Here is a 19,878-nt window from a genome sequence, read left to right on the forward strand (position 1 = left end):
TTGCCCCTCTTACTTCTTAATGTCCATGATCTTGTACTGAATGATGCCCGCCGGTGCATTGACACTGACCACATGGTCGATGTTCTGCCCAAGCAGCGCCATGCCGAGCGGAGACTCGTTCGAGATCTTCCCCTCGTCGGGATCCGCCTCCGTCGAGCCGACGATGAGGAAGGTCTCCTCCTCATCGAATTCCAGATCCTTCACAGTCACGCGGCTGCCCATCGTAACAGTCTTGCCGTCGCCCGCCTGGATGATGTCGGAGTTGCGGATCTTCGTCTCGAGCTCCTGAATCTCGCCCTCGAGAAATGCCTGCTCATTCTTTGCGTCATCGTATTCCGAGTTCTCGGAGAGATCGCCGAGGGCAATCGCCGCCTTGAGGCGTTCGGCGACCTCGATGCGACGGACGCTCTTGAGATAGTTGAGCTTTTCAACGAGCTTGTTGTAGCCGTCCTCGGTCAGCATGACCTTCTTCTCTGTCATGAAATAATCCCCTTTATTATAGTTTTCCTGTATTGACCGCTTCGATCAGCGCTCTTGTCTGCGCATCGTCCTGTCCTGCACGAATGAGCGAGAGGCGCTCCGTTCGGCGCAGCTTCTTGAACTGACACTCCCTGCTCTGCGCTTCCTCTTTCGTGGCAAATGCCTCGGCGTAGGCGAGGCGGACAGGTCTGCGCCCGCGCGTGTACTTCGCACCATGCCCTTCATTGTGTGCGTGCAGACGCTTCTGCAGGTCGTTCGTCCAACCTGCATAGATGCTGTCATCCGCACACAATAAAAGATATGCGTAGTTCATTTCGCGTCTTTGATCGTAATCTTCTCAATCACGACATCGTGCACGGGACGATCGCCATAACCGGTCTGCGTGTGGCCGATGTCGCGCACGACGTCCATGCCCTCGACGACCTTGCCGAAGACAGCATGATGGTTGTCGAGCCACGGCGTTGCGGCAAGCGTGATGAAGAACTGACTGCCGCCCGTATTCGGACCTGCATTTGCCATCGAGAGAATACCCTCGTCGTCATGCTTCAGCGCGGGATCGAACTCATCGGGAATCGTGTAGCCGGGGCCGCCCGTCCCGTTGCCCTTCGGATCGCCGCCCTGAATCATAAAGCCGTCAATGACACGGTGGAAGATCAGTCCGTCATAGAAGCCCTTTTCCACGAGGTCGATGAAGTTCTTCGTTGTAATGGGTGCCTTGTCCTCGAAGAGCTCCACCTCGAAGGTCCCCTTGTTTGTCGTAAATTCTGCAATGCGATTTGCCACAGCTCTGTTCTCTCCTTTATTCTGATCCAAAAGCATATTGAATGACATCCCTGCACTCCCGCTGTGCGCCGCAAACAATACAGCGATGACCGCGACGGCAATGCCGAGTGTCAAGAGATAAAATTTCTTCCCCATTCTACCGAAAGCCCTCCTATATTTCAATACATATTTCAAAAAGAATGCCGCTCGCCCGCCGTCTGCGGTGACCAGACGGGAATCCCACGCCCCTCCTCGAAAAAATCCGCAGATGGCTGCCACGCAGGATAGCCGACGGAGTGCATCGTGACGAGCGCCTTCGGATGCGTCTCGGCGCAGAATACCTTTGCACCGCGCTCCATCGAGGGACCGAGACGCCCGTCCATGGGGAAGAAGGCAAGGTCGAAGGAGCGGCCTGCAAGGCGCTTCATCTGCTTGCGAAATGCATTCTCTGCGAGTTTTCGGTTCTCGCTCGTGTCCCCCGTCCAATCCCACCAGTTGAAGTCACCGGCGTGGAAGAGCGCCTTTCCATTCACCTCGACGAGGAAAGATGTCCCCTCGTCCGTCGAGGAAAAGGATGTGACTGCAATACGGTCGTCCTTCCACGTATCATAGACGCCGATCCAGCTCGTCAGTTCCGGCGGCATGAGTGCAGCGCCCCCGTGGGCACGAATATCCTTGCTCAAGAGATAACGCGTCGCCTTGGCAGAAAAGCGTGTGATATTCGGATTGAAGTGGTCAAAATGCGCATGAGAGGCGAAGAAGTACAGCCGCTCGTAGCGTTCGTGTTCCAAGGCCTGCGGCAGCACGCCTGCAGGATCGTCAAATGCGTCGAAGACCAGCAGCACATCGTCCACGCGGACAAGAAATCCGCTGTTCAGCAAATAAGTTACTTCCATATAAATATCATCTCCTCTCCTTCTCGTCCTCATAATTATTATCCGATGCCGAGGCATCGTTCTGATTGATGCGCCCGAAGCCGCGGCCCATAACCTCGTTTGCAGACATGATGATGACGAAGGCATGGGGATCGACATTGTGCACGATAAACTTCAGCTTGCCGACCTGCGTCGTACCGACTGCAACGAAGACGACGTTACGCTCACGGCGCGTGTATGCTCCCTGTCCATGCAGGAACGTGACGCCGCGATGCATTTGGTCGATGATGCTCTCTGCAATCTCCCTGTGCTTATCCGAGATGATGAGCACCGCCTTGCGGTGGTTGAAGCCCGCGACGATCTTATCCACAACCGTCGCATTGATGAACATATAGATGAGCGTAAACATCGCGGGTGCCATGCCGAACAGGAACGCTGCAATGAGCATGATGAGGCAGTTCATCGAGAATAGGACGCCGCCCATATGCAGATCATAGTATTTCCGCACGATGGCGGCAAGGATGTCGAAGCCGCCCGTGCTGCCGTTCATACGGAAGACAAGACCGTAACCGAGCCCCGCAAACACACCGCCGTAGACGGTTGTGAGCATCATGTCGGTCACAGGCGCGTAAGCATTGAGCGGCCGTGTAAAGTCGAGAAAGAAGGAGAAGATCGCCGTGCCGATGATGATGTCGATCGTATATGCCTTTCCCATCAGCTTCCACGCCATGAAGAGCAGCGGGATATTATAAAGGAAGGTCTGCAGTCCGATCGGCAGCCCGAAGAGGTAGTAGACGATCATCGCGATACCCGTCGCACCGCCCGTGAGGAGATGCGCCGGAATCAGGAAGAGGTTGATTGCACAGCTTGCGATCAGGCAGCCGAGCGTAATTCCGGCATAGCGCATGACGCGGTGCCCGAGTACGCGCATGTGCAGATCATGTGTCATTTGACATATCCTCCGAGCTTCACACGATCATTGTTCGGCAGCTCCGACACGTCGATCTCCTTGGAGGCAATGAACGCATGGTTCTGATCGAACTCCGTAAGGGATTCATCATCCGAGAGCGCCAACGCATCGGCTTCCTCCTCGCTGATGGGGAGCATGGTTATGCGCGCCGAGAGCAGCGCCTTGTTCTCCGCATCCAGATTCAGGATCAGACGCGTATGCGCCTGTGTCGGGTGGGAGAAGATATAGCAGGTGTAGCCGTCCAGAAATTGGCGCTGTGCCTTTCCATAGACCTTCACAAGATAGCTGCTCGTCGAGCCGTAGTGCACATCCTTGCGCAGACGATATTTCTCGCCGATCAAATTGATGTCCACAATCTTGCCGTTCACCGCCGAGGTGGACACAACAAGGTCTCCGTAGGTGAGCGTCCTGAGCGGAATCCCCCAGACGGCGAGCACATTCTCGTCATCGGGCGCGCCCCATTTGCTGCGCAGCGCTTCCTCGGAATCCCCCAGCGCAATCCCCTGATAGGAAAAGTCCTCCGTCGTGATTTTCCCCGCCGCCTCTCCATATGAGAGGCTCGCGAGAACGAAGAAGAGACTCATAAAGAAAAGTGTACTGTAGCGAAAATATCTCTGCATATGCTCCATCTCACAAAATCAAAAGGCAAAGTTGCCGTGCTCCATGATCGTGACCGTCTCACCGGAGCGTTTTCGACCGACGACTGTAAGATCAGCTGTGCCGATCATAAAGTCCTCATGCACGAGGGAGTGATTTACATCGTATTGACGCAGTTCGTCTTCTGTCATGTTTTCGCCGTTCTCAATGCAGGTTGGATATGCCTTCCCAAGTGCAAGGTGGCAGGAGGCGTTCTCATCGAACAGCGTATTGTAGAAGAGAATCCCGCTCTGCGAGATCGGCGAATCATGCGGCACCAGTGCCACTTCACCCAGATAGGAAGCTCCCTCATCCGTTTCCAAGAGCTCCTTTAGATGTTCATGCCCCCGTTGCGCACGATAATCGACAACCTTCCCGTCACGGAACGTGAGGCTGAAATCCTCGATCAGGTTGCCGTTGTAGTGGAGCGGCTTCGATGCAAATACAGTGCCGTTGACACCCGTGCGCTTCGGCATTGTATATACTTCCTCCGTCGGTATGTTTGCCGCAAAGAGTGTCCCCGCCGCCGAGCGCTCCGCACCGCCCATCCAGATATGCCCCTCGGGCAGGGCAATGCGCAGATCCGTGCCGAGTCCATTGCGATAGTGAAGCTCCGTGAAGGCGTGTGCATTGAGAAACGCCGTCCGCTGCTGCAGGCGCTCGATATGCGCATGCCACGCAGATATCGGGTTCTCCGTCTCGGAAATGCGCGCGGCGCTCAGAATCGCCGCCCAGAGTTTTTCGACCGCCTCCTCGGGGGAACAGTCGGGGAACACCTTGCGCGCCCATGCCGTTGTAGGTACAGAGACCACACACCACGTGTTTTTATTGCTCATCAGGCGCGCACGGTAGTCCATGAGTGCCTTTCCCGCAGCCATGCTCGCATCTGTGAGGCGCTTCGGATCAACATCCGAAAAGATATCGGGATTCGACGCCGCAATCGAGATGAATGCGGCATTGCGCTCGGCATGATCCTCATAGAACGCCTTGCGCCATGCGGGGAATTCACGGAACCGCTCCGCCTTCGCCTGTCGGAAGCGGATGTGGGCGAATTCTTCGTCGTTCCAGTTGACGGCAACATCATATGCCCCCGCCGCATAGGCCTCCTCCGCCAGTGCGTGCACGAAGTCCGCGCAGGAGATCGGCGCATGGATGACAAGCGGCTGATCTTCCTGTAGGTTGACGCCGACGCGAATGACGAGTGCGGCGTATTTTTTTAGTATCTCTGTATGCATCTTATACCTCATTCGTATCGAAGAGGAGTGTCACGGGCCCGTCGTTGAGCGAATACACCTGCATATCCGCGCCGAACTCCCCGCGCTCAACATGCACATCACGCGCTTTGAGCTGCGCCATGAACTCCTCATACAGAGGGATGGCGATCTCTGGCTTTGCCGCCTTCGAGAACCCCGGCCGCCGCTTTTTGAGATCGGCAAACAGCGTGAACTGCGAAATGACAAGAACGGAGCCGTTTACCTCGGCAAGCGCGCGGTTCATCTTCCCCGCCTCATCGGAAAACACGCGCAGATGCACGATTTTCTCCGCGAGATGTGTGGCATCCTCCGCTGTATCCTCCGGCGCTATGCCGAGTAGGATCAGATAGCCCGTCTCGATCTGACCGCAGATTTTTCCCTCGATTTTAACAGACGCTTCTTTGACTCGTGTGACTACAGCGCGCAAGAAATCCTCTCCTTCTATGTTCAATGTGCCCTATTATAGCACGCTTCTGCACAGATGTCTTTCCTAGACAGAGAAAAAAGAGCGAATCAGACGTGTGAGCGCCATCTGGTCTGTCGTCCCCATCGTCTCGCGTGCGGAGTGCATGCCGAGGATCGGTGCGCCGATGTCCATCGTGCGCATCGGGATCTGCGTTGACAGAATCGAGCCAAGCGTCGCACCGCCCGGCGTATCCGAATGATTTGTAAAGACCTGATACGGGATATCATCCCGCTCACAGAGTCCTGCGACAACGGCAAACGCCTCGGGATCTCCGGCATAGGACTGATTGGATGCGACCTTTAGGACAACACCGCCGCCGAGCAGGGGGTGATTCGTCGGATCGGCTTTTTCGGGCGCATTCGGATGAAGCGCGTGGGCAACGTCCACCGACAGACAGAAGCCTTCGAGAATCTTTGCAAGATATTCCCTGCGCTCAAGTCCGATCACATCGTAGACATGCTCCAATATCATGGCGAGCGCCGTCGATCCCGCTCCCTGCTTCGTGCGGCTCCCCACCTCCTCATTATCGAAGAATGCCGCGACGCGTATGCCGTCCCCGTCAAAATCTCGGAGAGCATCAAGGCACGCCTTGACCGAGGAGAGATTGTCCAGACGCGGCGATGAGAGGAAGACATCCTCACAGCCCAGAAGACACCCCTGCTCATACGGATAGGCATTCAGGTCATAGGAGAGGATATCCTCTGCCTGAACATCCAGCTCCTCAGCGAGCAGATTCAGCAGTTTTTGCGCATCATCCCCGCCCTCTCCATCACTTTGGAAAAGGAGCGGCAGCAGATCCTTCTGCGGTTTCAGCTCAACGCCCTCGTTCACCTTGCGGTTCATGTGGATCGCAAGATTCGGCACAATCATGAGCGGACGGCGAAAATCCACGAGCCGCAGCGTTGGCGCGAATACGTCATTGCTGCGCAGGGCGACCGCGCCCGCCAGAGAGAGCGGGCGATCCATCCACGTATTGCGGATCATCCCGCCGTATACCTCGGCGTTCAGCTTGCCGTAACCATGCTCCTTGAGCACGGGATTCGGCTTCACGCGCAGACAAGGAAAGTCCGTATGCGCGCACGCAATGCGCAGAGGTCCGCGCGGGTTCTCACCGATCGAGATGATGAGCGTGCCCGTGTTATAGAGCGGGAAATAATAGCACTGCCGCGCGCGTATGCCCTCTGCTCCAAACAGGGGGACAGCCGGCAACGCACCGTTGCTCTGCTCTACCACATGATACGGGGATGTCGACCGATTGATAAATGAAATCAAATCCTCGGCACAGCTTTTTTCCTCAAATGTCATGGCTTCCTCACAATCCGTCATAAATAGAAAAAGACCCGCCCATCGGCTGGTCTTTATATGTTGCATAGATGGTCGGGATGACAGGATTCGAACCTGCGGCCTCATCGTCCCGAACGATGCGCGCTACCAAACTGTGCCACATCCCGACAACGATATGTATTCTATCAATTTTTCACGCAAAAAGCAAGCATTTATTTTCTAAGATATTCCTTGAGCACAGCGGCGAGTTCCTCCTCCGTATGCACCTCGGCATTCGGACGGATATCACTGTTCTCAGGAATGGAACGACGACGGTGGTTGAACCAGACGGACTGCCAGCCCGCCTGCTGTGCGCCGACCATGTCCAGATCGAAGGCATCGCCCACATAGATCAGATGCTCCGGTGCGAGGTGCAGACGGTGCTCCATCTCGCGGAAGATGCGCACGTCCGGCTTGCGGAACGGAAGGTCGCCCGAGACAATGATATGCTCCTCCGGCACCCATGGAGAGACGTTGAGGGAGCGCAGCTTATTCCGCTGATGGCGTGATTCCCCGTTCGTAATGATGCCGATGGCGGCGCGGCTGTGCAGCGCATCAAGCAGATCCTGCATCACGGGCGAGAGACAGATGCGGTACTGCAGATCCATATAGAGCCGCTGAAACGCCAATGCCTCTTCATCCGTCACATCGATGTCATAATCGCGCAACATCATGCGCACGCGATAGATATAGAGCTCCTCCATCGTCATTTTGCCGGTCTGCGAATCCACAAAGCGATCATCGCTGTGTCGGCGAAACGCCAAAAAGAGTTCCTGCACGGGCAAATCATACCGCTCCCCGCAGAGTTCCCGATAGGCACCGAGGAATGGTTGTGCCATATCATAGAGTGTGTCATCGACATCAAATACTACACCGCGTATATCCATAATATCCTCATTCCGTATACATAACATCGCTTTTATTATAAAGGAAAGAAAAGACCGGCGCAATCAGTCGCGTAAAAAATTCTCTGCCGCATATGTGCTGACCGATAGATGCGTCCCATCCGTGCGAAAGACAATGGCACCGTCCCGATCGGTACGCAATGTCTTTGCCCCCATCCGCTCATATCGCTCCACAACAGAGGGACGCGGATGCCCGAAGGAATTATCTGCGCCCACACAGTAAACCGCATAGAGAGGATGTGATACCTCCACAAAATCTGCGCAGCTGGATGTATCAGAGCCGTGATGCGGCACCTTGAGCACCGTCGTATGCAGATCAATGCCGCGCGCAATCATTTTCTCCTCGTGCTCCGCGACAAGGTCACCCGTGAAGAGAAAGCTCGCATTCCCGTAGCGGACGCGGTAGACATTTGAGACCTCATTGCCCGTTGCGTGCTCCACCGTCTCGTATGCTGGCGCATAGAGAACATCAACCGTCACCCCATCCACGGTGATGGACTGCCCTTCCTCTGCCCTGCCCAGCTTCATGAGCAGAGGACTGCCGTCGCCGACCCGCATGCTGCGCGCATATGCCGCTGTTCCCTCATCGGCAGTGTAGACATGTTTGACCGGCATACGAGTGAGAATGGCACCGGCACCCGCCGCATGATCCTCATGTGCGTGCGAGAGGAAGATATAGTCGAGCGCATGGATGCCATAATGGCGCAGATACGGCAGATCGACGCGCGCGCCGATGTCAAATGCTCCGTCACGCGTCCCGCCCGTATCAAAGAGCATCGCATGACCGTGCGGGGTCACAACGAGGGCGGCATCCCCCTGCCCGACATCGATAAAATGAACCTCCACCTCGTCGGGACGCATCATCTGCCACGAAAATAAAGCAGCAACAGTAAAAATCGAAACAATTATAAAAAATCTTCGAAACGGTTGAATCAATAAAACGAAACAACTCCGTTTTTCCTTTGGGAGAACCAACATCACGAGAAGCAGATAGTAGAAAAGTGCAGCCAACACCCCCATCGAGGGCAGCCAAATTTGCGAAAGCGGCAGAACCGCAAGCATCCGCGTCATCTCAAAGGTAATCCCAAGGAGCAGACTGTCCAAGGCAAAGACGATCTTGCCGAGAACGGGCACAAGAACCGCTGCAATGCCGCCGATGAGACCGAGGATGATGATGAGATCGACAATAGGAACGACAACGAGATTGGAGAGGAGAGAGGACAGAGAAATCTGGTTGAAGTGCCACGCGAGAATCGGAAGGGTCGCCAGCTGTGCCCCCATTGTAATGGAGAAGCTCGCTGCAATCAGACGCGGCAGCCGTTCCATCTTTTCCATCAGGAGAGGCGCAAGAAAGAGCAGCCCCGCCGTCGCCAAGAAGGACAGCTGAAAGCTGATGTGAAAGACGAGGAGCGGAGAGACGAGCAGCATGAGAAGCCCTGTCAATACGAGCAGGTATTGTGCATCGCGCTCCCGCCCGAGAATGAGTCCGAGAAAAGCAACGCCTCCCATGATGCCGGAACGCACAGCAGGCGGCACTAGCCCTGCGAGAATCACGTAGACGATGATGGCAAGGATAACCGCTGCGGCAGAAATTCCGCGCGGCAAACGAAGGAAGAGTGCCAGCCACGCAATGACGGCTGCAAGCAGGCTGATATGCGAGCCGGAGACGGAGAGGATGTGTACGATGCCTGTGACGGTAAACACCTCGAGCAGCTCAGTCCGTATCCCCTCATAGCCGCCGAAAAGCATCGCAAAGATCGCGGCGGCATCCGTGCGCGGCATCACCTCCGTCATGCGGTCGAGATAATGTGCGCGCACATTTGCAGCCCAGCGCATAAATGCCTGCGCATAGGTCGGATTTTCATTGTTTTCAACGGAGAGATCACCTTTTTTTGCAAAGAGGGTCGCCGTAATCCCGTCGACGTGCAGCAAAAAGCGCGTATCGAGCTGCCCCGGATTCTGATAGCTCTGCGGGCGGTGAACTTTTCCCTCTGCTGCAATGCGGTCACCGATTTGCCCGAGATGTTCCTCCTCCACGCCGTCACTGTGCATATAGACATAGAGCTTCCCGCTGATTGGCTCTTCCATTTCCCCCTGCACAATGCTTTCTGCGGCAACCGTATATCGTATATGCTGAATTCCGTCCGCATCCGTCCGAATGCGCGGTGCATCTGTGATCGTCCCCCTGACGCGCACGCTCTCCCCCGCCCTGTGTGAAATATCCTGCGACGGAAGCTCGTACGCGGCGGCAAAGCGAAAGACGCCCAACATGAAAAAAAGCCCCACAAAGGCAATCCATGTTCTCTCACTTTGTTTCAGAACAAGGATGCCGGAGGCTAGAGCAGCAGCCAGTAAAAGCGCTGCCATATATGGAAAATATGCGGTGAACGAAATATGCAGCCACGCACTGCATACACTTCCGAGGATGTATGACGCAAGAAGCCCACAGAGGAACGAGAGCTGATACTGCCCCGTCTTCATATCGTTACCTTATCTTTCAGCTTTTCAAATTTGGCATTGCCAATGCCGCGCACCTGCTTTACATCTTCGATATTTTGAAAGTCGCCGTGCTCCTCACGATATTCGATGATGCGTGCGGACATGGCGGGACCGATGCCGGGGAGTTCCTGCAGCTCCTTTTCCGTCGCCGTATTGAGATTGATCTGCCCCTCTGCATTTTTTCCTGTACCTGCGGATTTGGAACGCTCCTCCGCGCCCCCGATGCGCAGTGGAACGCGCACCTGCATGCCGTCCTCCAAGAGCGCAGCCATATTGATGTGGTCGATGTCTGCCGTCTCGATCACGCCACCGACCGCATTCACGGCGTCGGCAACGCGCTGTCCCTCGGTCAGTGTCACCAGACCCGGCTTTTTTACCTCACCGCACACATATACGGTGACGGTGCGCTTTGCCTCGGCCTGCTCGATCACCGCCGGATCGAGGGCTATTGTCTGCTGCTCCCGATAGTATCCGTACATTGTTCCCCCAAGTACCGCAAGTGCGAGAACAAGGAGAATGAGGAGAGACTTCTTGAACATGGGCATATGACCAGCTCCCTCAAAACACGGTCAATACGAGCGAAACATCAATAGACATTCCGACCGCTGAAGATCTCGATCATCTCACGGCGCAGACTCGTGCTGATGAGCAGGCGTGTCTTCGGCGGAATCTCATCGACATCCGTATTGAAGAGATAGTTCTGCAGCTGCGGCTCCTTGATGAGCATGCGCGTGTGAAACAGGCTTGCCTGATAGAGGTTGATATCCACGGCGTCGTACTCGTCGAGCGTCTCCTGCTTGATAAACTCCTGAATGGAGGTCATCTTGCTGTCCACAAAGAGCTTGCGCCCCTGCAGATCACGCGTAAAGCCGCGCACACGGTAATCCATCGTAATGATATCCGAGTCGAACTGACTGATGAGATAGTCGAGCGTTTGCAGCGGCGTGATCTCCCCGCAGGTCGCCACATCGATATCCACGCGAAAGGTAGCAATACTGGTGTCGGGATGGAACTCGGGATAGGTGTGCACCGTCACATGACTCTTGTCGAGATGTGCAAGGATGGTCTCCGGCACAGGCTCCTTTGCATTCACGGGCTTCTTGCTGCCGGAGACAACGGCTGCCTCCTCTGCAATCAGCATCGTGACGCTTGCCCCCTGCGGATCGTAGTCCTGCTTGGCAATGTTGAGAATCCGTGCGCCGATCATATCTGTGACCTGCGATAGAATCTTCGTGAGACGATCGGAGTTATATTGCTCGTCAATGTATTTGATATAATCCCGCTGTTCACGCGCAGATTTCGCATAGCAAATATCATAGATATTGAAGCTCAACGCCTTGGTGAGGTTGTTAAACCCGTATAATTTCAGCTTCCCATCCAACGCCAGAGTTCCTTCCTTTCTCTCAGAGACGAAATATATTCGTCAGACGAACTATTTATTATTATTTATTACATATTTTTGGCTATTTTTATTTATTTATCCGATTTGTTTCTTGGTGGATGATTTTTCTTCCAGTTTTTGATCCAATCCAACCGCTCGCGAAAGCGCCCCTCCATCCCCTGCTCCGTCGGATGATAGTAGGCCTTTCCGACGAGCGCATCCGGCAGACACTGCATATTCGTAATATGCTCCTCAGTGTCATGTGCGTACTGATAGCCCTTGCCATAGTCGAGCTCCTTCATGAGCTTGGTCGGCGCATTCCGAATCACGAGCGGTACAGGCTCTGCGAGCATTGTACGCGCGTCTGCGGCGGCGGCGAGATACGCCGTCTCCATCGCGTTCGATTTCGGCGCGAGCGAGAGGTAGATAACAGCCTCCGTCAGATGGACGTTGCACTCGGGAAAACCGATGTAGTGGCACGCCTGATAGGCTGCAACAGCGATCTCGAGTGCGCGTGGATCGGCAAGCCCCACGTCCTCTGCGGCAAAGCGCGTCACGCGCCGTGCGACGTAGAGCGGATCCTCCCCCGCCTCGAGCATGCGCGCGAGCCAGTAGACGGCTGCATCCGGATCGGAGTTGCGCATGGACTTGTGCAGGGCGGAGATAAGGTTGTAATGCTCCTCCCCGCTCTTATCGTAGAGGAGGGATTTCCGCGAAATGCACTGTGCGAGGTTCTCCTCGGTCACATAGATCTCGCCGTCCCGCTCATCCGCATTCATCACGAGCATCTCAAGCGTCGAGAGCGCACTCCGTGCATCGCCGTTTGCAAAGGCAGCAACAGCCGCGAGACCTTCCTCGGATAGATGGACGTGCAGATCGCGCAGCCCGCGCTCCGCGGAGAGCGCATGACGGAGGAGGCGTGCGATGTCATCCGTCGTCAGACCTTGCAGGACAAAGACGCGGCAGCGCGACAGGAGAGCACTGTTTATCTCGAACGAGGGATTCTCTGTTGTCGCCCCTATCAGGACGATGCTCCCCTTCTCCACAAACGGGAGAAATGCATCCTGTTGTGCCTTGTTGAAGCGGTGAATCTCATCGACAAAGACGATGATACGCTCCCCGTAGATGCGGCGGCGATCCGCCTCCTGCATGACCGTGCGGATGTCCTTGATACCGCTCGTCACGGCAGAGAAGTTGATGAATTTCGCCTGCGTCCGAGCGGCGATGATGCGGGCAAGCGTCGTCTTGCCAACGCCGGGCGGCCCCCAGAAGATCATGGAGGCAATGTGGTCGCTCTCGATGAGACGCCGCAGCATTTTCCCCTTGCCGAGAAGGTGTTCCTGTCCGACAAAGTCCTCGAGCGTCTGCGGACGCATGCGCTCGGCCAGCGGCTGGTATGCGGCATGCTCAAAGAGACCGCCCTGCCCATCCATCGCATCTTCACCTCCCGCGCGCAGATTCTGTCACGATAGATTATCTCATAAAATGCAAACTTAGGCAATAGAAAAAACGGCTTGGAAAGATTCCAAACCGTTCTTATGCATCGAAATCGTATTACAGAATAAAACGCGATACGTCGTGATCGCCCGCGATGTCGGCAAGGCAGCGATCCACATAGGCGGTATCGATGACAACATCCTTTTCCGTAAGATTGGGTGCCTCAAAGGACAGGTTCTCGAGGAGCTTTTCAAGGAGAGTATAGAGGCGTCGTGCCCCGATGTCCTCCGTCTGCTCGTTGACCGTCTCCGCCAGCTCCGCAATGCGTCCGATGGCATCCTCCTGAAAGGTTAGGGATACGCCCTCAACGCCGAGCAATGCGCGATACTGCTTGATGAGCGCGTTCTTCGGCTCCGTGAGGATGCGCTCAAAGTCCTCCTTGACGAGCGATTTGAGCTCGACGCGAATTGGGAAGCGCCCCTGCAGCTCGGGGATGAGATCGGAGGGCTTTGCCGTGTGGAATGCCCCCGCCGCAATGAAGAGGATGTGATCTGTCTTGACAGGACCATACTTCGTCATGACCGTGGAGCCCTCGACAATGGGCAGGATGTCGCGCTGCACGCCCTCGCGCGAGATGTCCGCGCCCGCGCTGCGCCCATTGCTGACTGCCACCTTGTCGATCTCATCGAGGAAGACAATGCCGCTGTACTCGGCGGCGTGCACCGCCTCCTCGGCGACGACGTCCATATCGACGAGCTTGTCTGCCTCCTCCGCAGCGAAGAGCTTGCGCGCCTGCGCAACTGTGACCTTGCGCTTGCGACGGTTCTTCGGAACGAGTTTTCCGATCATGGATTGAAGATTGTCGCTCATCCCCTCAAGGGACGACCCTGCGAACATATTGCCGGCAGGGCGTGCGGATTCCTCTACCTCGATCTCGATGATGTCGCTTTCGAGCTCTCCTTTGCGCAGGCGCTTGCGCACCCACTCGCGCCCCGCCTGATACTTCGGCGGCTCTTCCTCCTCTTGTTTTTCCTCCTGCTCGGATGAAAAAAGACTGCTGAGCGGATTGCTCGATTTCTTTGCAGGCGGAACGAATACGTCGATCAGACGCTCCTCGGCGTTCTCCTTCGCCTTTTCCTGCACCTCGTCGATCTTCTGCTGGCGCACCATGCGCACGGAGGTCTCCACGAGATCGCGCACAATGGACTCGACATCGCGCCCCACATAGCCGACCTCCGTGAACTTCGTCGCCTCGACCTTGAGGAACGGGGCACGCACAAGGCGTGCGAGACGGCGTGCAATCTCGGTCTTGCCGACGCCGGTCGAGCCGATCATCAGGATGTTCTTCGGCACGACATCCTCGCGCATATCATCATCCAGTTGCCGACTGCGCCAGCGGTTGCGGAGTGCGATGGCGACGGAGCGCTTTGCCTCGTGCTGGCCGACGATGTATTTGTCGAGCTCGGCAACGATCTCGCGCGGCGTCTGTTCGTTGACCCCGATCTGACTCATGATTCCAGTACCTCCACCGTAATATTATGATTTGTATAGACGCAGATATCCGCCGCAATCGACAGCGATTCCTGCGCAATCGCGGGTGCGTCCATCGTACTGTGCGCAACGAGGGCACGCGCGGCAGCGAGTGCAAAAAAGCCGCCCGAGCCGATTGCCGTGCAATCCCCATCCGGCTCTATGACTTCTCCATTGCCGGAGATCATGAGAATGCTGTCCTTATCCGCCACGAGCAGCAGCGCTTCGAGCTTGCGCAGCACCTTGTCCGTGCGCCAGTCCTTCGCAAGCTCCACGGCGGCGCGCTGCAGGTTGCCGCTGTAGGATTCGAGCTTGACCTCGAACTTCTCGAACAGGGTGAATGCATCTGCGACCGAGCCTGCAAATCCCGCGAGAATCTTTCCGTGATAGAGGCGGCGCACCTTGCGTGCATTCGCCTTCATGATGGCGCGCTCGCCGAAGGTGACCTGACCGTCGCCCGCAATGGCAACCTTATTGTCCTTCTTGACGGCGACAATGGTTGTTGCATGAAATGTCATACTCTGTATAGTCCTTTCATATGCTCCGCATGAAACTTTGTGAGTTCCTCTAAGGCACGTTCTGCAAGCATAAGTTTTTTCTGAGGCTTGCGCGTGCGCCGCGGCAGATTCTCGAGGCGCGGAAGCAGCCCGAAGTTGATGTTCATCGGCTGAAAGTGATCGGGATCGCAGGTTGTGATGTAGTGTGCAAGCGCGCCGTGACAGGTTTTCTGCGGAAAGACAAGAGGATCCTTATCTGCCGCAAGGCGCGCGGCATTGACCCCCGCCGTAAGCCCCGAGGCTGCGGACTCGACATAACCCTCCACGCCCGTCATCTGCCCCGCAAAGAAAAGGCGTTCATTGATGCGGAGCTGAAAGGTCGGGCACAGATGGCGCGGTGCGTTAATAAAGCTGTTGCGGTGCATCACGCCGTAGCGCAGAAACTCGGCATTCGTCAGCCCCGGGATCATCTGAAAGACACGCCGCTGCTCCGGCCATTTGAGCCGCGTCTGAAATCCGACGATGTTGTAGATCGTCCCCTCCGCATTGTCCTGACGCAGCTGCACCACAGCATGAGGACGCATGCCCGTCTCGGGATGCTCGAGCCCGACAGGCTTGAGTGGTCCGTAGAGGAGAGTGTCCTTGCCGCGCGCTGCCATGACCTCAACGGGCATGCATCCCTCGAAGAATATTTCCTTTTCAAAATCATGCGCCTTTGCCGTCTCTGCTGTCGTCAGCGCCGTCCAGAACGCATCGTACTGCGCCTCATCCATCGGGCAGTTGATGTATGCCGCCTCCCCTTTCCCATAGCGGGAGGCACGATACGCCGCCGTCATATCAATGCTCGCAAAGCTGACGAGCGGAGCAGCGGCATCGTAGAAATAGAGTGCATCGTCGCCGAGCAGCGCACGGATCTGATCAGCGAGTGCGCCGTCCGTGAGCGGCCCCGAGGCACAGACAATAATCGCCTCATCAGTTGAGGGAAGCTCCGTGATCTCCTCATGACGCACGCTGATGTTCGGATGCGCTTCAATGCGCCGCGTAACATAGTCGCTGAATGCCGTGCGGTCGACCGCGAGCGCCCCGCCGGCAGGAACGGCGGTTGCATCCGCCGCCTCCATGATGAGCGCGTGTAGGCGGCGCATCTCCTCCTTGAGGACGCCGACGGCGTTTTCGAGTCCTACGCCGCGCAGGGAATTGCTGCAGACGAGCTCGGCAAAGCCATCCGTCTTGTGTGCGGGCGATCTGCGCAGCGGGCGCATTTCATAGAGTTCGACCCGTGCGCCCGCCTCCGCTGCCTGCCATGCTGCCTCGCTTCCCGCGAGCCCGGCACCGATGACGATGATCTTCTTCATGCGCGCGTTCCCTTGCGGCGCACAGCCGTCTTCTTCACCGCCTTGCCCTTCGCCTCTGCCTTGGGTGCGCCATCCGCCTTCGCTGCCTGAGCCGCCGCGCGCTCCTTCTGGTGTGCGAGGTCCTTCTCGATCGGGCTGCCAACCCGCGAACTGCACGCCTCGTTGCTGCAATAGAGAATGCTGCGCCCCGTGCGGTAGCGATGCTTCTGCATGAACGAGCCGCAGACCTTGCATTTCTCCTGCTGCGGTTCGTCCCACGTTGTATAGTCACAGTCCGGATAATGATCGCAGCCGAAGAACGCACGCCCGCGCCGACTCTTGCGCTCGACGATCTTACCGCCGCATTTCGGACACGCAACCCCCGTATCGCGCAGCAGCGGCTTGGCATTGCGGCAGTCCGGAAAGCCAGGACAGGCAAGGAACTTGCCGAAGCGCCCCTGCTTGACCACCATCATGCGGCCGCATTTGTCGCAGGGAATGTCCGTGACCTCGTCGGGAATCTCGACCTCACCGATGACATCCTCCGCCTGCTTCAGCGTTTCGTCGAACGGATCGTAGAATTTGCGGAGCAGATCGTTCTTGTCGAGGGTGCCGTCCGCAACCTCGTCCAGCTCTCCCTCGAGATTCGCCGTGAACTTCACGTCCACAATGTCCTTGAAGTATTCCTCGAGCATATCGGTGACGATGAAACCGAGCTCTGTCGGGCGGAACTGCTTCTCGCGACGCTCAACATAGCCGCGCTTCTGAATCGTCTCGATGATCGGCGCATAGGTGCTCGGACGCCCAATCCCCATCTCCTCGAGCGTCTTGACAATCGACGCGTCGTTGTAGCGCGGCGGCGGCTCGGTGAAATGCTGCTCGGGTTTCAGATCGGAGAGCGCAAGTGCATCGCCCGCCTCAAGCTCCGGCAGCAGTGTATCCTTTTCCTTCTTTGCAATTTCCGCGCCCACATAGACGGCGGTATAGCCCTTGAACTTCAGCTTCGAGCCATGTGCGCGCAGCTGGTAGTCCCCCGCCGCAATCTGCGCTGCAATCGTATCGTAGACGGCGGCGGACATCTGACTCGCGGCAAAGCGCTGCCAGATGAGCGTGTAGAGGCGCAGCTGGTCGCGGTTCAGATACGGTTCGACATCCGCCGGCGTACGCACGATGCTCGTCGGGCGGATGCCCTCATGCGCATCTTGCGCCTTTTTGCCCATCGCATAGATATTCGGACGCGGGGGAACATAGGCCCTCCCGTATGTCTCACTGAGATAGCTACGCGCCTCATCCACAGCGAGGTTCGAGATACGCGTCGAATCCGTTCTCATGTACGTGATGAGACCCGTTGCGCCCTGTCTGCCGAGTACAACGCCCTCGTAGAGCTGCTGGGCAATCATCATCGTGCGCCCCGAGGTAAAGCCGAGCTTGCGCGCGGCATCCTGCTGCAGGGAGCTCGTCGTAAAGGGCGGCGCCGCCTTCTTGCGGCGCTCGCTGCGCTTGACCTCCTTCACGGCAAAATCCTGCCGTGCGAGATCGTCCGTCAGCGCCTTCGTCTCCGCCTCGCTGTGCAGCGCGAGCTTCTTTCCACGCACATGCGTGACATCCGCCGAAAAGGCATTCTTCCCCTTTTTCAGCTTTGCCTCGACCGTCCAATACTCCTCGGACTGGAACGCCTCGATCTCGCGCTCCCGATCACAGATGAGACGCACGGTCACGGACTGCACGCGCCCGGCAGACAGTCCCTTGCGTACCTTGCGCCAGAGCAGCGGCGAGAGCTTATAGCCGACAATGCGGTCGAGCATACGGCGCGCCTGCTGCGCATCCACCTGCTCCATGTGAATCGGGCGAGGATGCTGCACCGCCTCCTCGATCGCGGGCTTTGTGATCTCGTGGAACACGATGCGGCAGTCCTTCTCGGGGTCTACGCCGAGGATGAACGCCAGATGCCACGCGATTGCCTCGCCCTCGCGGTCAGGATCGCTTGCGAGATAGATCTTGTCCGCGTTCTTCGCCTCTTTTTTGAGCGCACGGATGAGCTCACCCTTGCCGCGCACATTGATGTACTTCGGTGCAAATTCATTCTCGACATCAATGCCGAACTGGCTCTTCGGCAGATCGCGCAGATGCCCCATCGACGCTCTCACGATGTAGTTCTTCCCAAGGTGACGCTCGATGGTCTTTGCCTTCGCGGGAGACTCGACGATCACAAGGATTTTTTTGGATGATTTCTTCCCCGACGCACTCGTGTTTTTTGTAGTTTTTGCGCCTTTCGATTTGGATGTTTTCGTTTTCGATGCAGATGTCAGCGTAGCCAATCCGTCAGTTCCTTTCAACGCGCCGATAGGCGTGCATTTCATTCTCTGTAATAATTCCCTTCAGCTGCATTTGGAGCAGGAGCAGCGGAATATTTGCCGTAACATGCTCCGGCATACTGTCCACGATCTCATCCATCGTGAGTGCGTGCTCGAAGGACAGTACCTGATAGATGCGAGCTTCCTCCGGTGTCAGTTGATCGCGTGCGGGGCGGCGCGGCGGTTCTGCGAGGTGCATTTCCTCAAGGATCTCCTGCGGTGACTCCACGAGGCGCGCACCCGCGCGGATGAGATTGTGACATCCGCTGCTCTGCGGCGAGTATATGCTGCCCGGAATCGCATACACGTCCCGCCCCTCGCTCAGCGCCATCTCCGCCGTGATGAGCGATCCGCTGCGCTTTGCTGCCTCGACGACGAGCGCCCCCTCGGACAGCCCGCTGATGATGCGGTTGCGCGCAGGGAAAAAGGCGGGCAGCGGCTGCGTCCCCGGTGCATACTCGGAGATCACTGCGCCTCCCGTCTCGATGATCTGCGCGAGCAGACGGCGGTTCTCCGGCGGGTACGCAATATCCACGCCGCAGCCGAGCACCGCGACCGTCCTGCCGCCGCGCAGTGCCCCGCGATGCGCACGTGTATCAATGCCGCGCGCTGCTCCGCTCACGACAGTCACACCCGCCGCCGCAAGCCTCTCGGCAAACTCCATCGCTGCCGCCTCACCATAGGCGGTGAATTTGCGTGCGCCGACCATGCCAATCCGACGCGCATCCGGTACGAGCGTACCACGATAGTAGAGGACGAGCGGCGGATCGAAGATCTCGCGCAGCACAACGGGATAGAGTTCGTCATCAATGCTGATGATGGACACGTCCGTGCGTGCGCAGTCCGCCGCAATCCGCTCCGGCAGATCGGGATGCGCCTGCATATGACGTGCCAGATCATCTGCCAGTGCATCGGACAGAATGCCCGTCGCACGCAGGGCTGCAGCGGACATCGCCCAGATCTCCCGCGCCTCGGGCACAACTGCACACAGACGGCGCATACGCACGCTACCGATCTGGCGGCACTGCAGCAGCGCCGCTAAATACCATCGATCCTCCATGGCGGTACGCTCCCCATATTACATAAAATCATACAATAATGCAACCGATAGGAATAATAATGTAGAAAGTTCATCGCGGGAACAGCTCATCACCGAAAACATAGTATAGCATGAGG

Annotated in this window: 19 protein-coding genes and 1 tRNA gene; all 20 read right to left on the reverse strand. The window is 56.9% G+C overall.

Going from position 1 to position 19,878, the window contains the following annotated elements; translation table 11 throughout:
- Window positions 1-9 precede the first annotated feature (9 nt).
- Window positions 10-480, reverse strand: a complete 471-nt coding sequence (gene greA, locus HMPREF9163_RS03320; protein ID WP_009440240.1) for a transcription elongation factor GreA — start codon at window positions 478-480, stop codon at window positions 10-12.
- Window positions 481-496: 16 nt separating this feature from the next.
- Window positions 497-793 carry a GIY-YIG nuclease family protein gene (locus HMPREF9163_RS03325; RefSeq protein ID WP_009440241.1) on the reverse strand — a complete coding sequence of 99 codons (297 nt, stop codon included), beginning with the start codon at window positions 791-793 and terminating at the stop codon, window positions 497-499.
- Window positions 790-1,398 (reverse strand): peptidylprolyl isomerase, encoded by a 609-nt coding sequence (locus HMPREF9163_RS03330; RefSeq protein ID WP_009440242.1) that lies wholly within the window; start codon window positions 1,396-1,398, stop codon window positions 790-792. The genes HMPREF9163_RS03325 and HMPREF9163_RS03330 overlap by 4 nt, the downstream gene beginning before the upstream one ends.
- A 35-nt stretch (window positions 1,399-1,433) precedes the next feature.
- A complete protein-coding gene (locus tag HMPREF9163_RS03335) occupies window positions 1,434-2,138 on the reverse strand; it encodes an MBL fold metallo-hydrolase (RefSeq protein ID WP_009440243.1) in 705 nt (234 codons plus the stop codon).
- 7 nt (window positions 2,139-2,145) lie between these two features.
- The gene (locus HMPREF9163_RS03340; RefSeq protein WP_009440244.1) at window positions 2,146-3,066 is read right to left on the reverse strand and encodes a YitT family protein; all 921 of its coding nucleotides are present in this window, start codon (window positions 3,064-3,066) and stop codon (window positions 2,146-2,148) included.
- Window positions 3,063-3,707 carry a hypothetical protein gene (locus HMPREF9163_RS03345; protein WP_037345909.1) on the reverse strand — a complete coding sequence of 215 codons (645 nt, stop codon included), beginning with the start codon at window positions 3,705-3,707 and terminating at the stop codon, window positions 3,063-3,065. Before HMPREF9163_RS03345 ends, HMPREF9163_RS03340 begins: the two co-directional genes overlap by 4 nt.
- Window positions 3,708-3,725: 18 nt before the next feature.
- Window positions 3,726-4,958, reverse strand: a complete 1,233-nt coding sequence (locus HMPREF9163_RS03350) for an aminopeptidase (RefSeq protein WP_037345828.1) — start codon at window positions 4,956-4,958, stop codon at window positions 3,726-3,728.
- A gap of 1 nt (window position 4,959) precedes the next feature.
- Window positions 4,960-5,403 (reverse strand): D-aminoacyl-tRNA deacylase, encoded by a 444-nt coding sequence (dtd, locus tag HMPREF9163_RS03355; protein ID WP_037345831.1) that lies wholly within the window; start codon window positions 5,401-5,403, stop codon window positions 4,960-4,962.
- Between the two features lie 63 nt (window positions 5,404-5,466).
- Window positions 5,467-6,747, reverse strand: a complete 1,281-nt coding sequence (locus tag HMPREF9163_RS03360) for a M18 family aminopeptidase (RefSeq protein ID WP_037345833.1) — start codon at window positions 6,745-6,747, stop codon at window positions 5,467-5,469.
- 69 nt (window positions 6,748-6,816) lie between these two features.
- Window positions 6,817-6,893: transfer RNA gene (locus tag HMPREF9163_RS03365), tRNA-Pro, on the reverse strand.
- Window positions 6,894-6,938: 45 nt separating this feature from the next.
- Entirely contained in the window at window positions 6,939-7,652 is a 714-nt protein-coding gene (locus HMPREF9163_RS03370) for an HAD family hydrolase (RefSeq protein ID WP_037345836.1), read from the reverse strand.
- A gap of 63 nt (window positions 7,653-7,715) precedes the next feature.
- Window positions 7,716-10,151 (reverse strand): DNA internalization-related competence protein ComEC/Rec2, encoded by a 2,436-nt coding sequence (locus tag HMPREF9163_RS03375; RefSeq protein ID WP_009440251.1) that lies wholly within the window; start codon window positions 10,149-10,151, stop codon window positions 7,716-7,718.
- Entirely contained in the window at window positions 10,148-10,714 is a 567-nt protein-coding gene (locus HMPREF9163_RS03380) for a helix-hairpin-helix domain-containing protein (protein ID WP_009440252.1), read from the reverse strand. Before HMPREF9163_RS03380 ends, HMPREF9163_RS03375 begins: the two co-directional genes overlap by 4 nt.
- A 41-nt stretch (window positions 10,715-10,755) precedes the next feature.
- Entirely contained in the window at window positions 10,756-11,550 is a 795-nt protein-coding gene (gene speD / locus HMPREF9163_RS03385; RefSeq protein ID WP_009440253.1) for an adenosylmethionine decarboxylase, read from the reverse strand.
- Between the two features lie 92 nt (window positions 11,551-11,642).
- Window positions 11,643-12,983 carry a replication-associated recombination protein A gene (locus HMPREF9163_RS03390; RefSeq protein WP_009440254.1) on the reverse strand — a complete coding sequence of 447 codons (1,341 nt, stop codon included), beginning with the start codon at window positions 12,981-12,983 and terminating at the stop codon, window positions 11,643-11,645.
- Between the two features lie 121 nt (window positions 12,984-13,104).
- The gene (gene hslU, locus HMPREF9163_RS03395) at window positions 13,105-14,499 is read right to left on the reverse strand and encodes an ATP-dependent protease ATPase subunit HslU (RefSeq protein ID WP_009440255.1); all 1,395 of its coding nucleotides are present in this window, start codon (window positions 14,497-14,499) and stop codon (window positions 13,105-13,107) included.
- On the reverse strand, window positions 14,496-15,035 hold the full coding sequence (gene hslV / locus HMPREF9163_RS03400) for an ATP-dependent protease subunit HslV (protein WP_009440256.1): 540 nt from the start codon (window positions 15,033-15,035) through the stop codon (window positions 14,496-14,498). The genes hslU and hslV overlap by 4 nt, the downstream gene beginning before the upstream one ends.
- Complete coding sequence (trmFO, locus tag HMPREF9163_RS03405; RefSeq protein WP_009440257.1) at window positions 15,032-16,369, reverse strand: methylenetetrahydrofolate--tRNA-(uracil(54)-C(5))-methyltransferase (FADH(2)-oxidizing) TrmFO; 1,338 nt, start codon at window positions 16,367-16,369, stop codon at window positions 15,032-15,034. Before trmFO ends, hslV begins: the two co-directional genes overlap by 4 nt.
- Entirely contained in the window at window positions 16,366-18,708 is a 2,343-nt protein-coding gene (topA, locus tag HMPREF9163_RS03410) for a type I DNA topoisomerase (protein WP_009440258.1), read from the reverse strand. Before topA ends, trmFO begins: the two co-directional genes overlap by 4 nt.
- The gene (gene dprA, locus HMPREF9163_RS03415; RefSeq protein ID WP_009440259.1) at window positions 18,671-19,762 is read right to left on the reverse strand and encodes a DNA-processing protein DprA; all 1,092 of its coding nucleotides are present in this window, start codon (window positions 19,760-19,762) and stop codon (window positions 18,671-18,673) included. Before dprA ends, topA begins: the two co-directional genes overlap by 38 nt.
- Window positions 19,763-19,878: the final 116 nt, after the last annotated feature.

The sequence above is a fragment of the Selenomonas sp. oral taxon 138 str. F0429 genome, from assembly GCF_000318175.2.
Classification (GTDB): domain Bacteria; phylum Bacillota; class Negativicutes; order Selenomonadales; family Selenomonadaceae; genus Centipeda; species Centipeda timonae.

What these genes read in the sequence shown, in the direction of transcription:
- greA (WP_009440240.1), bottom strand. Translation starts at nt 480, where the DNA reads ATGACAGAGAAGAAGGTCATGCTGACCGAGGACGGCTACAACAAGCTC.
- HMPREF9163_RS03325 (WP_009440241.1), bottom strand. Translation starts at nt 793, where the DNA reads ATGAACTACGCATATCTTTTATTGTGTGCGGATGACAGCATCTATGCA.
- HMPREF9163_RS03330 (WP_009440242.1), bottom strand. Translation starts at nt 1,398, where the DNA reads ATGGGGAAGAAATTTTATCTCTTGACACTCGGCATTGCCGTCGCGGTC.
- HMPREF9163_RS03335 (WP_009440243.1), bottom strand. Translation starts at nt 2,138, where the DNA reads ATGGAAGTAACTTATTTGCTGAACAGCGGATTTCTTGTCCGCGTGGAC.
- HMPREF9163_RS03340 (WP_009440244.1), bottom strand. Translation starts at nt 3,066, where the DNA reads ATGACACATGATCTGCACATGCGCGTACTCGGGCACCGCGTCATGCGC.
- HMPREF9163_RS03345 (WP_037345909.1), bottom strand. Translation starts at nt 3,707, where the DNA reads ATGCAGAGATATTTTCGCTACAGTACACTTTTCTTTATGAGTCTCTTC.
- HMPREF9163_RS03350 (WP_037345828.1), bottom strand. Translation starts at nt 4,958, where the DNA reads ATGCATACAGAGATACTAAAAAAATACGCCGCACTCGTCATTCGCGTC.
- HMPREF9163_RS03360 (WP_037345833.1), bottom strand. Translation starts at nt 6,747, where the DNA reads ATGACATTTGAGGAAAAAAGCTGTGCCGAGGATTTGATTTCATTTATC.
- HMPREF9163_RS03370 (WP_037345836.1), bottom strand. Translation starts at nt 7,652, where the DNA reads ATGGATATACGCGGTGTAGTATTTGATGTCGATGACACACTCTATGAT.
- HMPREF9163_RS03375 (WP_009440251.1), bottom strand. Translation starts at nt 10,151, where the DNA reads ATGAAGACGGGGCAGTATCAGCTCTCGTTCCTCTGTGGGCTTCTTGCG.
- HMPREF9163_RS03380 (WP_009440252.1), bottom strand. Translation starts at nt 10,714, where the DNA reads ATGCCCATGTTCAAGAAGTCTCTCCTCATTCTCCTTGTTCTCGCACTT.
- HMPREF9163_RS03390 (WP_009440254.1), bottom strand. Translation starts at nt 12,983, where the DNA reads ATGGATGGGCAGGGCGGTCTCTTTGAGCATGCCGCATACCAGCCGCTG.
- hslU (WP_009440255.1), bottom strand. Translation starts at nt 14,499, where the DNA reads ATGAGTCAGATCGGGGTCAACGAACAGACGCCGCGCGAGATCGTTGCC.
- hslV (WP_009440256.1), bottom strand. Translation starts at nt 15,035, where the DNA reads ATGACATTTCATGCAACAACCATTGTCGCCGTCAAGAAGGACAATAAG.
- trmFO (WP_009440257.1), bottom strand. Translation starts at nt 16,369, where the DNA reads ATGAAGAAGATCATCGTCATCGGTGCCGGGCTCGCGGGAAGCGAGGCA.
- topA (WP_009440258.1), bottom strand. Translation starts at nt 18,708, where the DNA reads ATGAAATGCACGCCTATCGGCGCGTTGAAAGGAACTGACGGATTGGCT.
- dprA (WP_009440259.1), bottom strand. Translation starts at nt 19,762, where the DNA reads ATGGAGGATCGATGGTATTTAGCGGCGCTGCTGCAGTGCCGCCAGATC.